This window comes from Pseudomonas sp. RA_5y_Pfl1_P24, assembly GCF_963970945.1.
Taxonomy (GTDB): Bacteria; Pseudomonadota; Gammaproteobacteria; order Pseudomonadales; family Pseudomonadaceae; genus Aquipseudomonas; species Aquipseudomonas tritici.
Genome location: NZ_CAXAOJ010000016.1, coordinates 26,681 through 40,708, shown reverse-complemented (window position 1 = coordinate 40,708; position 14,028 = coordinate 26,681). Strand labels below are relative to the sequence as shown.

Here is a 14,028-nt window from a genome sequence, read left to right as displayed (position 1 = left end):
AACAATGGAGCCGGGAGTTTGACCGCCTGCTTGGCGTTGCGCAAGCCGCATGGGAGCATGCCTATCGGAAAATGTGCAGGAGTAACGACGATGTTGCGAATTCGTGGAACCGTCGGCGACCTGCCGGTGGACTTGACCCTGGAGCTGGACGACGCTGATTGGGCACGCCTGGGCGCGCAATTGCAGGCCGCCCCAGTAGAGAGTACGCCGCCAGTTGTGCCGATAAAACAGAACGATGACCTGTGGCAGAACGCTCAGGATCTGTTGCGCGAGGCCGGGCAACTCAGTGGCCTCGAACTGCTCGACCAGTTGGAAGGCTTGGCGGGGGACGCCTCGGCGGGCAAGCGCCTGTTGGTGCGCCTGCGCCATAGCGCCAAGGTGAAAGTGGCCAGCGGCGGTGATACGCCGCTGTACAGTTGGGTCGGCGATTAATACAACGCGGCAAACAGCTTGCGGCGGTACACGGTCACCAGCGGGTGATCATTGCCCAGCAGTTCGAACACCTGCAGCAAGGTCTTGTGCGGCAGGCCTTCGTTGTAGCTGCGGTTGCGGATGAACAGCTTGAGCAAACCTTCCAGCGCCGCATCGTACTGCTGGCGCGCCAGTTGCTGGATTGCCAGTTGATAGGCCGCTTCGTCGTCCTGCGGGTTTTGCGCCAGTCGGCTTTTCAAGTCGGCGGCGTCCGGCAGGTCGGCAGCCTGGCGCAGGAAAGTGATCTGCGCCTTGGCCCCGGCGAGGGCGGCTTTGTGGTCGTCGCTTTTCACGGCGTCCAGCACGGCCTGGGCTTCGCCCAACTCACCGCGCTCGGCCAGGCAGCGTGCATACAGGATCAGTGCGGCGGCGTTGGTGTTGTCCTCGCCCAACAGCGCGACCAGCAGGGCTTCGGCATCACTGATGCGACCTTCTGCAAACAGCCCCTGGGCCTGCTCCAACGGGTCCGCCGCAGCTGGCGGCGGCATCTGCACATGCGGCTCCAACAGCGCCCGCACCGCCGACTCCGGCTGCGCCCCGGCAAAACCGTCCACCGGCTGGCCATCCTTGAACAGCACCACCGTCGGCAGGCTTTGAATGCCAAAACGCGCGACGATGTCCTGCTCGGCCTCGCAATCAACCTTGGCCAGCAGCAACTCGCCCTGATAACTCTCGGCAACTTTCGCGAGCATCGGCATCAACGCCTTGCACGGCGCGCACCACTCGGCCCAGAAATCCACCAGCACGGGTTTTTCGAAGGAGTTCTGGATCACTGCCTGGTCGAAGGTGGCAGTAGTAACGTCGAAGATGTATGGCGTGGGCTCACTCATGGGGCGTCTCGAATAAAGCGGGAATGGGGCAACTATAAGGGCTTGCTCGCGAAGGTCTCAAGTGCGCCGCGAATGGTACAGGCTCACCTTGCGAAACTCCCAAGGCTCCGCCAAGTCCGGCAACGTCAGCGCATCCAGAATCTCCAGCCGTTGATAATCCGGGTGCTGAAAGTCCCGCACCCGCGAATCCGCCACCAACGCTTCGCGGCCACGGGTCAGGAACTGGTCCAACAGCGGCAGGTTCGCCCGGTCGTAGAGCACGTCAGCCACCAGGATCAGGTCGAAGCGGTCTGATTCGGCGAAAAAGTCCGCCGAATAACCCAGTTCCACACCATTAAGCTCGGCATTCGCCCGGCAGGATGCCAAGGCCAGCGGGTCCAGGTCGCAGGCGACTACTTCCAGCGCGCCCGCTTTAGCCGCCGCAATCCCGGCCACACCGGAACCCGCGCCAAAATCCAGCACGCGCTTGCCGGCGACCCATTCAGGAGTCGCCGCCAGATACCGTGCCAGCGCCAAACCACTGGCCCAGCAAAAACTCCAGTAAGGCGGTTCATGCAGGATGCGCCGGGTTTCTTCGGGGCTGAAGGCGCGGTCCATGTTGTCTGCGTCCAGCAGCCACAAAGACAGCTCGGTACCCGGCAGCGGGCAGGGCACCAGTTGCGCGTCGCCGATCAGTTCGCTCAGCGCCGCTTGCAGGTCCAGCGGTGGCGTCATGGTGCCTTGACGAGTTGCAGGGGGCCGGTGGTCTGGGTGATTGCCTGGGTGATCAGCACGGCGGGCAGGTGCAGGATCAACTCGCCGGACTGGCTGGCGCGGCCACGCAGTTCAACCCGCGCACCGGCTGGGAAGGCTTCGGGGTTGTAGCGCAGGCGGAATGCCAAGGGCTTGCCGTTGCCGCTCAATACACTGCTGGCGAGCAGTTGCTGCGGGCGCGAACGGTCGTCGATGACCAACAAGGCCATCTCGACTTCGGCACCCGCCGGTACGTTGGTCAGGCTGCCGCTGATTTCCCGCTGATAGGCAGGCAGGGGGCCCATGTCTTCAATCCCTGGGACTTTTTTCTCTTGCGCTGGCGTCGGTTGAGGTGCGGCCGGCTTTGGGGCTTCGCTGCTGCAGGCGACCAGGAAACTGAAGAGGGTGAGCAAAACAAGTGGTCGTAACTGCATGTACGGCTCCAGAAAGGACAAAATCCGTGGCTTAAAAGATATGAAACATAATAGTCAGCCTATATACCGTAAAGGCTATGGCTTGTCTTGCCACGGGGATGCGCTACCATGGTCCTCCCTTTATTTGTTGCCTGCCAACCATGCACTGTCCCTTCTGCGGTGCCAACGACACCAAGGTCATTGACTCGCGTCTGGTCGCCGAGGGCGATCAAGTGCGTCGCCGGCGCGAATGCCTGGCCTCTGGCTGCGGTGAGCGTTTCACCACCTTCGAAACCGCCGAACTGGTATTGCCACGTCTGATCAAGTCCGACGGCAGCCGCCAGCCTTTCGACGAAGATAAATTACGCGCCGGTATGCAGCGCGCCCTGGAAAAACGACCAGTGAGTGTCGAGCGGCTGGAAGCGGCGCTGGTGCACATCAAGCACAAGCTGCGGGCGACCGGCGAGCGCGAGGTCAAGAGCCTGGTAGTTGGAGAACTGGTAATGGGCGAGCTGCAAAAGCTCGACGAAGTTGCCTATATCCGTTTCGCCTCGGTGTATCGACGCTTCCAGGACCTCAATGAGTTCCGTGAAGAGATCGACCGCCTGGCCCGTGAGCCTGCCAAAGAATGAACCCACCTTCTGCTGAACAGGCTGTGCTCGACGCCCATTACATGGCCCGCGCCCTGGAACTTGCACGCAATGGCTTGTACACCACCCACCCCAACCCGCGGGTAGGTTGCGTGATTGTGCGTGATGGGCAGATTGTCGGCGAAGGCTGGCATGTGCGTACCGGCGAGCCCCATGCCGAAGTGCATGCCCTGCGCGCAGCCGGTGACAAGGCTCGCGGTGCCACGGCCTACGTAACCCTTGAACCTTGCAGCCACTATGGTCACACCCCGCCGTGCGCCGATGCGTTGCTGAGCGCCGGGTTGGCGCGGGTGGTTGCGGCGATGCAGGACCCTAACCCGGAAGTCGCCGGGCGCGGCATGCAGCGCCTGGCCCAGGCCGGGATCGAGGTGCGCAGCGGTGTGTTGGAGGGTGAAGCCAGGGCCCTCAACAAGGGTTTCCTCAAGCGTATGGAACACGGCCTGCCTTTCGTGCGGGTCAAATTGGCGATGAGCCTGGACGGTCGCACCGCGATGGCCAGCGGCGAAAGTCAATGGATCACCGGCCCCGCCGCCCGCGCCGCGGTACAGCGCCTGCGCGCCGAGGCCAGCGTGGTGCTGACTGGCGCCGACACGGTGTTGGCGGACGGTGCGCGCCTGACCGTGCGCGCCGCCGAGCTTGGCCTGGACGAAGCCACGACTGCCCTGGCGATGTCGCGCCCGCCGTTGCGCGTGCTGATCGATGGCCGCTTGCGCGTGCCGCTCAATGCGCCGTTCTTCAAGGCCGGCCCGGCGTTGGTCATCACGTGCGTGACGGCGGAAAACCAGTTCCCCCGTGGCCCCGAGTGCCTGGTGGTGCCGGGCGTCGTGGGCCAGGTCGACCTGCGTTCAGCACTGGTTGCGCTGGCTGCCCGCGGCGTCAATGACGTGCTGGTAGAAGCCGGCCCAAGCCTGGCGGGCGCGTTCGCCCAGCAAGGCCTGGTGGATGAGTACGTGATTTTCGTCGCCGGCAAGTTCCTCGGCTCCGCCGCCCGGCCTTTGCTGGACTGGCCGCTTGAGAAACTCGCCGACTCCCCCCAACTCAAGATCACTGAAATGCGCGCTGTTGGCGACGACTGGCGAGTCACTGCCATCCCGCTCCCCGCAGCGAGCGTATAATTCCCGGCCTGCGCTTGAGCGTCAGCCCCGTTTTCAGGAGAACGAAATGTTCACCGGCATTATCGAATCCATCGGCAGCATCCGTGCAATGACACCCAAAGGCGGCGATGTACGCCTGCTGGTTGAAACCGGCAAGCTCGACCTGGGCGACGTCAAACTGGGCGACAGTATCGCCGTCAGTGGCGTGTGCCTGACCGTCATCGAGCTGCCGGGCAACGGCTTCGCCGCCGATGTCAGCCGGGAAACCCTGGACTGCACCGCGATGAATGACCTTAAGGCCGGCAGCCCTGTCAACCTGGAAAAAGCCCTGACGCCGACCACCCGCCTCGGCGGCCACCTGGTCAGCGGCCACGTCGACGGCGTCGGCGAAGTCGTGGCGCGCAGCGAAAACGCGCGGGCCGTGGAATTCCGCATCCGCGCGCCCAAAGCGTTGGCCAAGTACATTGCCCACAAAGGCTCGATCACCGTCGATGGCACCAGCCTGACCGTGAACGCCGTGAACGGCGCCGAATTTGAACTGACCATTATTCCCCACACCCTGAGCGAAACCATCATGGCGTCGTACCAGCCGGGTCGCCGGGTGAACCTTGAAGTCGACTTGCTTGCCCGTTATCTGGAGCGCCTATTGCTGGGCGACAAGGCCGCAGAGCCTGCTGCCAGTAACATCACCGAAAGTTTTCTGGCCGCTAATGGCTACCTGAAATCCTGACCAAGGGGGTGCCACGTGGCGCTCAATAGCATCGAAGAACTGGTTGAAGACATCCGCCAAGGCAAGATGGTCATCCTGATGGATGACGAAGACCGCGAGAACGAAGGCGACATCATCATGGCCGCCGAGGCCTGCCAGGCTGAGCACATCAATTTCATGGCCAAGCACGCCCGTGGGCTGATCTGCATGCCCATGAGCCGTGAGCGCTGCGAGTTGCTCAAGCTGCCGTTGATGGCGCCGCGCAACGGTTCGGGTTTTGGCACCAAGTTCACCGTATCGATTGAAGCCACCACCGGCGTCACCACCGGTATCTCTGCTGCTGACCGTGCACGCACCGTACAGGCGGCCGCCGCGAAAGACGCCAAGGCCGAAGACATCGTCAGCCCAGGCCACATCTTCCCGCTGATGGCCCAGCCGGGCGGCACCCTGGCTCGCGCCGGTCATACTGAAGCGGCCTGCGATCTGGCGCGCATGGCCGGTTTCGAGCCGAGCGGGGTGATCTGCGAAGTGATGAACGACGACGGCACCATGGCCCGCCGTGGTGAACTGGAAGCCTTTGCCGCCGAACACAACATCAAGGTCGGCACTATTGCCGACCTGATTCACTACCGGATGATCCACGAACGTACCGTTCAGCGGATTGCCGAGCAGCCACTGGACAGCGAACTGGGCCAATTCAATTTGGTGACCTACCGTGATTCAGTGGAAGGCGACGTGCACATGGCCCTGACCCTGGGTGCCATTTGCGCAGACGAACCGACCTTGGTGCGCGTGCACAATATGGACCCGCTGCGTGACCTGCTGATGGTCAAGCAACCGGGCCGTTGGAGCCTGCGCGCCGCCATGGCTGCGGTCTCCGAGGCGGGTAGCGGCGTGGTGTTGCTGCTGGGTAATCCGGTGGACGGCGATGTGTTGCTGGCGCATATCCGCGAAACGGCTGACAACGTGCCGGTGAAAAAACCGACCACCTATAGCATCGTCGGTGCCGGTTCGCAGATCCTGCGTGACCTGGGCGTGCGCAAAATGCGCTTGATGAGTGCACCCATGAAATTTAATGCGATATCCGGTTTCGACCTGGAAGTAGTAGAATACGTGCCCTCCGAATAAAGGCCGGCGATTGTCGCCCCTTGTTCGCGGTTCAAATATCACTAAGGGACGCGTCATACACGCGTCCCGGCTCTTTAAGAGATTTGTCGAATGACCCTGAAGACCATCGAAGGTACCTTCATCGCCCCCAAAGGCCGCTACGCCCTGGTAGTTGGCCGCTTCAACAGCTTCGTGGTTGAAAGCCTGGTTAGCGGTGCCGTGGACGCCCTGGTTCGCCACGGTGTGAGCGAAAGCGACATCACCCTTATCCGTGCCCCTGGCGCCTTCGAAATTCCACTGGTTGCGCAAAAAGTTGCTCAACAGGGTGAATACGCGGCCATCATCGCCCTGGGCGCGGTCATTCGTGGCGGTACTCCGCACTTCGAATACGTGGCTGGCGAATGCACCAAGGGCCTGGCCCAGGTGTCCATGGAGTTCGGCGTGCCGGTCGCCTTCGGCGTACTGACCGTTGATTCCATCGAACAAGCCATCGAGCGTTCCGGCACCAAGGCCGGTAACAAAGGCGCTGAAGCTGCCCTGTCCGCCCTGGAAATGGTCAGCCTGCTGTCGCAGTTGGAGGCCAAGTGATTTCCGACGAGAGCGATCGTTTCAACCCACGCGACGAGCGTCCAGCCGACGCCGGTAAGCCGTCCAAGAACGAGAAGCGTCGCGCTGCTCGTCAACTGGCCACCCAGGCGCTGTATCAGCGTCAGATGGCGGGCGCCTCGTTGAACGAAATCGAAGCACAGTTTCGCGTCGATAACGATTTCACCTTCGCCGACCTGCCGTACTTCCACGACATCCTGCACGGTGTGTATGCGCACCTGAGCGAGATCGACACGGCCCTGGCACCTTGCCTGGACCTGACCATCGAAGAGCTGGACCCGGTTGAACTGTGCGTGATGCGCCTGTCCACCTGGGAACTGCTGTATCGCGTCGATGTGCCGTACCGCGTAGTGATCAACGAAGGCATCGAACTGGCGAAAGTCTACGGTTCGACCGACGGTCACAAGTTCGTCAACGGCGTGCTCGACAAGCTGGCCCCGCGCCTGCGTGAAGCTGAAGTGAAGGCGTACAAGCGCTAACCGGCGCTTGAGTCCTGAATGGGCGAGTTTGAGCTGATCCGCAACTACTTCGCCGCCGCGCCTTGTGCGCAAGGCGGCGAAGGCATTGCCTTGGGGATCGGCGACGACTGCGCCTTGCTGGCGCTCCCTGCCGGGGAGCAACTGGCAATTTCTACCGATACATTGGTGGCCGGGGTGCACTTTTCGGACCCCTGCGACCCCTTCCTGCTCGGCCAACGCTCGTTGGCGGTGGCGGTGAGCGACCTGGCTGCCATGGGCGCCAACCCTCTCGCGTTTACCCTTGCCCTTACCACGCCGACGGTTGATGCCGATTGGCTGCAACGCTATGCCCTGGGTTTGAACCGCATGGCGCAACGCTGCGGCGTGGGCTTGGTGGGCGGCGATACCACGCGCGGGCCCCTCAGCCTGACCCTGACCGTGTTTGGTCGTGTGCCGGCCGGGCAAGCCTTGACCCGCAGCGGTGCGCAGCCGGGTGACCTGCTGTGTGTCGGCGGCGAGCTGGGCAATGCGGCTGGCGCCTTGGCGCTGGTGTTGGGCCAACGCAGCGCCGATGTGACCATCGCCGACCCGCTGCTGGCCCATTACTGGTCGCCGCAGCCGCAGTTGGCCCTGGGGCTGGCGCTGCGCGGCAAGGCCACGTCTGCGATGGATATTTCCGACGGGCTCCTCGCCGATTGCGGGCATATCGCCACGGCATCAAAGGTCAGCCTGCTGATTGAGCGTCAGCGGTTGCCATTGTCCCAGGCGCTGCTGGCGTTTGTCGGCGATCATGAGGCGCGCGTGGCGGCCCTGAGCGGGGGCGACGACTACGTGCTGGCGTTCACCCTGCCACCCGCCGAATTGGCGCCGTTGCAGGCCAATGGCTGGCCGATCCATGTGATCGGCCGTGTCCGGGCGGGGCAGGGCGTGACGCTGCTCGACGACAACGGGCAGGACATCACCCCGGCCATTCGGGGTTATCAGCATTTTCGCGACGCGTGAAGAGGTCTTGGCCAGTGGCGCTGCATAGAACCTGAACAAAGGCCAATCAAACCGATTGATCTTTATCAGCGATAATTCAGCTTAAGCGTCTGTAGGAACGTGCTGTTACAATGGCCGCCTCTGTAAAAACTGAAATCAGGAGCACACGGTGCCCGTCGTTTTCGTCGCCGCTTCCAAGCTGCCTACCCCTTTTGCCACGTTCACCATGAACGGCTTTCTTGAAGAAGCCACCGGGCGCGAGCACGTTGTGCTTAGCCTGGGCGATATCGCGGATGGCGCGCCGGTGCTTGGGCGTTTGCACTCCGAGTGCCTGACCGGCGATGCACTGTTCAGCCAGCGTTGCGACTGCGGCTCGCAACTCGAAGCGGCTATGCGAGCCATCGCGCGTGAAGGCCGTGGCGTGCTGCTGTACTTGCGTCAGGAAGGCCGTGGCATTGGCCTGATGAACAAGATCCGCGCCTACGAGCTGCAAGATGGCGGTGCCGATACCGTGGAGGCCAACGAGCGCCTGGGCTTCGCCGCTGATCAGCGTGACTATGCGATCTGCCTGCCGATGTTGGAGTATCTGGGCGTCAAGTCCCTGCGCCTGATGACCAATAACCCGCGCAAGGTCAAAGCCTTGACCGAAATGGGCATCACCGTTGCCGAGCGCGTGCCGTTGCACACCGGGCACAACCCGCATAACAAGCTCTACCTGGCCACCAAGGCCAGCAAGCTTGATCACATGATGGGCAACGAGCACCAGGGCGAGGTCGACCGCGCGTGACTCGTGGCCAGGTGAAACGGCGACTGTCCTTCAATTGGTGGCAGTACCTGGCGCTGGCGCTGCTCCCTTTGTTCGTGATCAACCTGGTATTTGGTAAGGCCCAGTCCTTGCTGCCGGTGCTGGCCATGCCGTTCTTTATTGCCGGTGTGGCTTCGATGTTCCTCAGTCTGCGCTACTTCAACGGCTATAAACATGCGTTGATCGCGACCTCCAAAGCCCTCGATACCCCCGAAGAACCGGCTGCCTGGATTACGTTGGCGGCGCGTCGGCGCACGGCGTTGCTGATTGCCTCCATGCCAGCCTGGATCGGCGCGTTAGCGGTGTTTGTCGGCCTTGAAGCAGTGCCGCTGTTCTTGCTGGTGCTATCGACACTCGTGCTGTTTTACCTCTACCGCATCCCCCGTCAATTGGGATGAGGCGTCACTGGCTGGCGTTCCTGCTGCTGGCATCGAGTGCCCAGGCGTTGGCTGCCGAACGCGTGATCAGCCTGGCGCCATCGCTGTCTGAAATCGTCGCTGAACTGGGCGCTGCCGACCTGCTGGTGGGCGTGCTCGACGGCGGCGATCGCCCGGCAGCCTTGGCGCAAGTACCGTCGGTGGGGCGTTATGGCCAACTGGACATGGAACGCCTGCTCAGCCTCAAGCCCGACCTGATCCTGCTGTGGCCCGGCAGTGTCGGCCCGGCCCAGCGTGAGCAGTTGCAGCGCCTGAACATTCCGGTGTACGTCTCCGAACCCCACAGCCTTGAGCAACTCACTACCCAAGTGCAGGCCATCGCCGAACAATTAGGTCGGCCTGAAGCCGGTCGGCAGTTGGCTGCACAGTTGCGCCAGCGCCTGGCTGAACTGCGTCAGCGTTATCAGCGGGTCAAGCCGTTGCGAGTGTTCTACCAAGTATGGAACCCGCCGCTGTACACCGTGGGCGGCGGGCAGATCATCAGCGATGCCTTGGGTGTGTGCGGCGCGCGCAATGTGTTTGACGACCTCACGCTGCCCGCGCCGCAAGTGAATATCGAGTCGGTGTTGCAGCGTGATCCCGAGCTGATTCTGGTGGGGGATCAGGCGCAGAAGGAGGCCTGGAAGGTCTGGCCGGCGATGGCGACGCGGGTGCGGGTGGTGCCGGACAAAGGCCTGGAGCGGCCCAGTGGGCAGATGTTGGAGGCGGTGGCGAGGTTGTGCCAGGTGATTGCACCTGACCTGTCACAGCCAACTCAGATCTCGGGTGTCCAAGTCACCCCAATCATCCAAGCCCGGCCTTCTTCACGGTAATCCTGATTGTTCAAGAACCCCGGGTCGTTATAGCTGTAACGCGCCCGTGCATAAGACTTGTCCAACAGATTATCGACCTTCACCGACAACGCCACTTCCCGATTCAACGTCCAACTGCCGCGTAACCCCAGCAAGGCATACCCGCCAAGGCGGTGTGTGTTGTCTTCATCGTCATAGCTGCTGCTGATGGCCTGCCAACTGGCACCTACGCCCAGTTTGTCGAACTGCCGATCCAGATCCAGGCTCAACGTACGCCGCGCCCGGCGGGCCAGGGTGTGGCCGCTGTCACGGTCGCGCGGGTCGATGACCGCAAGCCCCAGGTTGCCCTGCCACCCAAACAGCTCTTGCTTCAGCGCGGCCTCAACGCCATCGATGCGCGCCGACGCCACGTTTTGGGGCTTGCTGTTACTGTCGAGGATGATCGCATCGCTCAATTCGGTGCGGTACAGCGAGGCTTCCAGGCGCGTGCTGTCGCTCAACTGGCTGCGCCATTGCAGCGCGTAGCTTTTCGAGGTTTCGGGCTGCAGGTTGGGGTTGCTGTATTTCGTATCCGGGTAATACAGGTCGTTGAAGGTCGGCGCACGGAAGCCTTCGCTGTAGCTCAGCAGCACGTCGTTGTCGGGGTTGACCGGCACGGTGACGGTGCCGCTCCAGCTGTTCTGCCCGCCAAATTGCTGGTTCTGGTCGCGCCGTACCCCCAACTCGGTGGAAAACCAGTCGCCGTGGAACCGATGTTGCACAAAAGCTGCACGGTTCCAGCGGCTGTTTTCGGTAAAGGTGGTGGAGCCGTGGAACCGGTCTTCGTACCAGTCGCCGCCGAGAATCAGGCTGTTCTGGTCATTCAGCGTCAGGTCGTTCTGCCAGTTGACCGAGTCGCGGTACGTATTGAACACGCTGAAGTCATCGCTGAGGGTATCGCGCTTGGTGTCCCGGTTCTCGCTATGGCCCAGCTCCAGGCGCGACTGCCAGCGCTCGTTGAGCCTGGCGTCGACATAGCCGCTGGCGCTGCTGACGGTGTAGTCGGTGTAGGGCTTTTGCCCAAGCGTTTGCCCGGTGGCGACGTCGTAGCGGCCGAAACTGTTGTCGTACTCCGATTTGCCACGGTTATCCAACAGGTTGAACCCGGCCTCAAGCTCATCGCTGAAAGAATGGCTCAGGTTCAGGCTGAGTGACTGGTTGCGGTAGGCGTCGTGGTCGCCATCGCTTGGGAATGACGTGTGCGTCGAGTTGATACCCGAGGTTTCATCCAGGCTCGCGCCGAGGTTGAAACGGGTGTGCTCATCACCGCCGGACAGGCCAAGGCTGCGCTCCCAGGTCTGATTGCTGCCGAAACCGAACTTGAGGCGTGGTTGCAGGCCTTGCCCGGTATTACGCCGGGTAAACACCTGGATCACCCCGCCAATTGCATCGCTGCCGTAGATCACCGAGCGTGAACCGCGCAGCACCTCCACCCGTTCAATCTGGTCGACGTTCAGGTACTGCAAGCCGCTGTCACCGGAGGTGCTATTGGCGATGCGCTGACCGTCCACCAGCACCAGGCTCTGGGCGGATTTGGTGCCACGAATATAGATGCCGGGCAGGCTGCCGCGCCCACCAGTAGGCGCTATTTGCACGCCAGGAACGCGGCTGAGCAGGTCGGTCAGGCTGGTGGGTTGCAGGCGGTCGATGTCGTCGCGGGTAAACACGCTGTTGGCGGCGCTGCTGTCGTTGCGCGCCTGCACCTGGCGGTTGGCGCTGATGACGACGTTGGGGAGTTTCAGGGCGTCGTCGCGGGTGTCTGCGAGCAGGTCCGGGGAGGCTAGAAGCAGCAAGGGCAGGGCGAGGCGAAGGCGACTCATGGGCGGTCCATGGCTATCAAATTGACACAAAACCAATCTGGGAGCGGCTTGCTCGCTCCCACATTCTAGTCCCGGTTTCAGCCTGGAGATTGGGTTAGAGGCCCAATAGCGCCATGCGCTCGCGCACCGAAGCCTCGATCCCGGCCTCATCCAACCCGCACTCCGCCAGCATCTGCGCCGGCTTGGCATGCTCAACGTATACATCCGGCAAGCCCAGGTGCAGCACCGACTTGAGGATGTTCTCCCGCGCCAGGCATTCGCTGATCGCCGCACCGGCGCCGCCCATGATGGCGTTTTCTTCAACCGTCACCAGCAGCTCGTGGCTACCGGCGATCTCGCGCACCAAGGCTTCATCCAGTGGTTTGACGAAACGCATGTCGACCACGGTCGCGTCGATCTTCTCGGCGACTTTCAGGGCCTCCGCCAGCTGCACGCCGAACACCAGGAACGCGGTCTTGCTGCCCTGGCGACGCACGATGCCTTTGCCGATCTCGATCGGCTCCAGGTCCTTTTCGATCACGGCATTCGGGCCATTGCCGCGCGGGTAACGCACGGCCGCCGGGCCGTTGTACAAATGGCCGGTGCTGAGCATCTTGCGCAATTCGTTTTCGTCGCTCGGCGTCATCACCAGCATGCCGGGGATGCAACGCAAGTAGGACAAGTCGAAGCTGCCCGCGTGGGTCGGGCCGTCTTCGCCGACCAAGCCGGCGCGGTCGATGGCAAACAGCACGTCGAGGTTCTGCACCGCCACGTCATGCACCAGTTGGTCATAACCGCGTTGCAGGAACGTCGAGTAGATAGCTACCACCGGCTTGGCGCCTTCACAGGCCATGCCGGCGGCGAATGTCACTGCGTGCTGCTCGGCAATCGCCACGTCAAAGTAACGCAGCGGGAACCGTTCGCTGAACGCCACCAGGTCGGAGCCTTCCTTCATCGCCGGTGTAATGCCCACCAGGCGCGGGTCGGCGGCGGCCATGTCGCACAGCCATTCGCCAAACACACCGGAATACTTAGGCCCGCTGGCTTTTTTCGGCGCAGCGGCGGGGGCGTCCAGCGGCTCCAGCTTGGTGATTGCGTGATAGCCGATCGGGTCGACTTCTGCCGGGGCAAAGCCTTTGCCTTTCTTGGTGACGATGTGCAGGAACTGCGGGCCCTTGAGGTCGCGCATGTTGCGCAGCGTGGCGATCAGGGTCGGCAGGTCGTGGCCGTCGATAGGGCCGATGTAGTTCCAGCCCAGCTCTTCGAACAGGGTGCCGGGAACCAGCATGCCCTTGGCATATTCTTCGGTGCGCCGGGCAATTTCCCACGCACCGGGAAGACGCGAGAGCACCTTCTTGCTGCCTTCGCGCATGCTGGCGTAGGTACGGCTGGAGAGGATTTTTGCCAGGTAGTTGGACAGGCCCCCGACATTGCGCGAGATCGACATGTCGTTGTCGTTGAGGATCACCAGCATGTTGGCGTCCACTTCCGGCGCATGGTTCAGCGCTTCGAAGGCCATGCCGGCAGTCAGCGCGCCATCACCAATCACGGCAATCGCCTTGCGATCGCTGCCTTGCAGACGGGCGGCAATCGCCATGCCCAGCGCTGCACTGATGGAGGTGCTGGAATGGCCGACGCCAAAGGTGTCGTACTCGCTCTCGGAGCGACGCGGGAAGGCAGCAACGCCGTCCTTCTGGCGCAGGGTGCCCATTTGCTCGCGGCGACCCGTAAGGATTTTATGCGGATACGCCTGATGGCCCACGTCCCACACCAGCCGGTCGTCCGGGGTGTCGAACACGTAATGCAGGGCGATGGTCAGCTCGATGACGCCCAGGCCAGCACCAAAATGCCCACCGGTCTGGCCGACCGTGTAGAGCAATTCCAGGCGCAACTCATCGGCCAGGGTTTCCAGCTCGGCTTCACCCAACCGACGCAGGCCGTCCGGCGTGGCAGCACGGTCGAGCAGGGGCGTGGACGGGCGCTTGCGGGGAATCTCTTGAAACGTCGTGGGCATCAGGCGAATCGTTATAGGTATAAGAAGAGGCGGCAGTTTACCTCAAGCATCGCAAACTGCCCACGCAGAGCGCCGAACTTGGCCGATATGCG

General features: G+C 62.5%; 15 protein-coding genes and 1 pseudogene. 11 read left to right on the top strand and 5 right to left on the bottom strand.

What is annotated here, in order from left to right:
- The first annotated feature begins 90 nt into the window (after positions 1–90).
- Entirely contained in the window at positions 91–432 is a 342-nt protein-coding gene (locus AACY30_RS23410; protein ID WP_339416995.1) for a hypothetical protein, read from the top strand.
- Here AACY30_RS23410 and trxA read toward each other — a convergent pair.
- From trxA to AACY30_RS23395, 3 genes are read right to left on the bottom strand one after another with little or no spacing between them, the layout of a single operon-like run.
- Positions 429–1,301, bottom strand: a complete 873-nt coding sequence (gene trxA, locus AACY30_RS23405; RefSeq protein WP_339471686.1) for a thioredoxin — start codon at positions 1,299–1,301, stop codon at positions 429–431. The genes AACY30_RS23410 and trxA overlap by 4 nt on opposite strands.
- Before the next feature lie 57 nt (positions 1,302–1,358).
- The gene (locus AACY30_RS23400; RefSeq protein WP_339416993.1) at positions 1,359–2,015 is read right to left on the bottom strand and encodes a class I SAM-dependent methyltransferase; all 657 of its coding nucleotides are present in this window, start codon (positions 2,013–2,015) and stop codon (positions 1,359–1,361) included.
- Positions 2,012–2,467 (bottom strand): YbaY family lipoprotein, encoded by a 456-nt coding sequence (locus AACY30_RS23395; protein WP_339471684.1) that lies wholly within the window; start codon positions 2,465–2,467, stop codon positions 2,012–2,014. Before AACY30_RS23395 ends, AACY30_RS23400 begins: the two co-directional genes overlap by 4 nt.
- Before the next feature lie 140 nt (positions 2,468–2,607).
- Between AACY30_RS23395 and nrdR the strand changes: the two genes are divergently transcribed.
- The 10 genes and pseudogenes from nrdR to AACY30_RS23345 all read left to right on the top strand — a co-directional run.
- Positions 2,608–3,078 carry a transcriptional regulator NrdR gene (gene nrdR / locus AACY30_RS23390; RefSeq protein WP_049713467.1) on the top strand — a complete coding sequence of 157 codons (471 nt, stop codon included), beginning with the start codon at positions 2,608–2,610 and terminating at the stop codon, positions 3,076–3,078.
- Positions 3,075–4,211, top strand: a complete 1,137-nt coding sequence (gene ribD / locus AACY30_RS23385) for a bifunctional diaminohydroxyphosphoribosylaminopyrimidine deaminase/5-amino-6-(5-phosphoribosylamino)uracil reductase RibD (protein WP_339541194.1) — start codon at positions 3,075–3,077, stop codon at positions 4,209–4,211. The genes nrdR and ribD overlap by 4 nt, the downstream gene beginning before the upstream one ends.
- Positions 4,212–4,257: 46 nt before the next feature.
- Entirely contained in the window at positions 4,258–4,920 is a 663-nt protein-coding gene (locus AACY30_RS23380) for a riboflavin synthase (protein WP_339416990.1), read from the top strand.
- A gap of 15 nt (positions 4,921–4,935) precedes the next feature.
- Positions 4,936–6,027, top strand: a complete 1,092-nt coding sequence (ribBA, locus tag AACY30_RS23375) for a bifunctional 3,4-dihydroxy-2-butanone-4-phosphate synthase/GTP cyclohydrolase II (RefSeq protein WP_339471680.1) — start codon at positions 4,936–4,938, stop codon at positions 6,025–6,027.
- A 90-nt stretch (positions 6,028–6,117) separates the two neighbouring features.
- Entirely contained in the window at positions 6,118–6,594 is a 477-nt protein-coding gene (gene ribH / locus AACY30_RS23370) for a 6,7-dimethyl-8-ribityllumazine synthase (RefSeq protein ID WP_003194576.1), read from the top strand.
- Positions 6,591–7,091 carry a transcription antitermination factor NusB gene (nusB, locus tag AACY30_RS23365; protein WP_065873720.1) on the top strand — a complete coding sequence of 167 codons (501 nt, stop codon included), beginning with the start codon at positions 6,591–6,593 and terminating at the stop codon, positions 7,089–7,091. Before ribH ends, nusB begins: the two co-directional genes overlap by 4 nt.
- 18 nt (positions 7,092–7,109) lie before the next feature.
- On the top strand, positions 7,110–8,072 hold the full coding sequence (gene thiL, locus AACY30_RS23360; protein WP_339471678.1) for a thiamine-phosphate kinase: 963 nt from the start codon (positions 7,110–7,112) through the stop codon (positions 8,070–8,072).
- A gap of 148 nt (positions 8,073–8,220) precedes the next feature.
- Positions 8,221–8,838: a GTP cyclohydrolase II gene (gene ribA, locus AACY30_RS23355; protein WP_339471676.1), complete on the top strand. Its 618-nt coding sequence runs from the start codon at positions 8,221–8,223 to the stop codon at positions 8,836–8,838.
- Positions 8,835–9,254, top strand: coding sequence for an MFS transporter (locus tag AACY30_RS23350; protein WP_339471674.1), 420 nt, complete (start codon positions 8,835–8,837; stop codon positions 9,252–9,254). Before ribA ends, AACY30_RS23350 begins: the two co-directional genes overlap by 4 nt.
- A pseudogene (locus tag AACY30_RS23345) lies at positions 9,251–10,036 on the top strand (cobalamin-binding protein); the annotation flags it as partial. The gene AACY30_RS23350 and the pseudogene AACY30_RS23345, both read left to right, overlap by 4 nt.
- 11 nt (positions 10,037–10,047) lie before the next feature.
- On the opposite strand, the gene AACY30_RS23340 reads toward AACY30_RS23345, so the two are convergent.
- Both AACY30_RS23340 and dxs read right to left on the bottom strand, forming a co-directional pair.
- Positions 10,048–11,943, bottom strand: coding sequence for a TonB-dependent receptor domain-containing protein (locus tag AACY30_RS23340; RefSeq protein WP_339541192.1), 1,896 nt, complete (start codon positions 11,941–11,943; stop codon positions 10,048–10,050).
- Between the two features lie 94 nt (positions 11,944–12,037).
- Positions 12,038–13,936: a 1-deoxy-D-xylulose-5-phosphate synthase gene (gene dxs / locus AACY30_RS23335; protein WP_339416981.1), complete on the bottom strand. Its 1,899-nt coding sequence runs from the start codon at positions 13,934–13,936 to the stop codon at positions 12,038–12,040.
- Positions 13,937–14,028 lie beyond the last annotated feature (92 nt).

What these genes read in the sequence shown, in the direction of transcription:
- AACY30_RS23410 (WP_339416995.1), top strand. Translation starts at nt 91, where the DNA reads ATGTTGCGAATTCGTGGAACCGTCGGCGACCTGCCGGTGGACTTGACC.
- trxA (WP_339471686.1), bottom strand. Translation starts at nt 1,301, where the DNA reads ATGAGTGAGCCCACGCCATACATCTTCGACGTTACTACTGCCACCTTC.
- AACY30_RS23400 (WP_339416993.1), bottom strand. Translation starts at nt 2,015, where the DNA reads ATGACGCCACCGCTGGACCTGCAAGCGGCGCTGAGCGAACTGATCGGC.
- AACY30_RS23395 (WP_339471684.1), bottom strand. Translation starts at nt 2,467, where the DNA reads ATGCAGTTACGACCACTTGTTTTGCTCACCCTCTTCAGTTTCCTGGTC.
- nrdR (WP_049713467.1), top strand. Translation starts at nt 2,608, where the DNA reads ATGCACTGTCCCTTCTGCGGTGCCAACGACACCAAGGTCATTGACTCG.
- ribD (WP_339541194.1), top strand. Translation starts at nt 3,075, where the DNA reads ATGAACCCACCTTCTGCTGAACAGGCTGTGCTCGACGCCCATTACATG.
- AACY30_RS23380 (WP_339416990.1), top strand. Translation starts at nt 4,258, where the DNA reads ATGTTCACCGGCATTATCGAATCCATCGGCAGCATCCGTGCAATGACA.
- ribH (WP_003194576.1), top strand. Translation starts at nt 6,118, where the DNA reads ATGACCCTGAAGACCATCGAAGGTACCTTCATCGCCCCCAAAGGCCGC.
- thiL (WP_339471678.1), top strand. Translation starts at nt 7,110, where the DNA reads ATGGGCGAGTTTGAGCTGATCCGCAACTACTTCGCCGCCGCGCCTTGT.
- AACY30_RS23340 (WP_339541192.1), bottom strand. Translation starts at nt 11,943, where the DNA reads ATGAGTCGCCTTCGCCTCGCCCTGCCCTTGCTGCTTCTAGCCTCCCCG.
- dxs (WP_339416981.1), bottom strand. Translation starts at nt 13,936, where the DNA reads ATGCCCACGACGTTTCAAGAGATTCCCCGCAAGCGCCCGTCCACGCCC.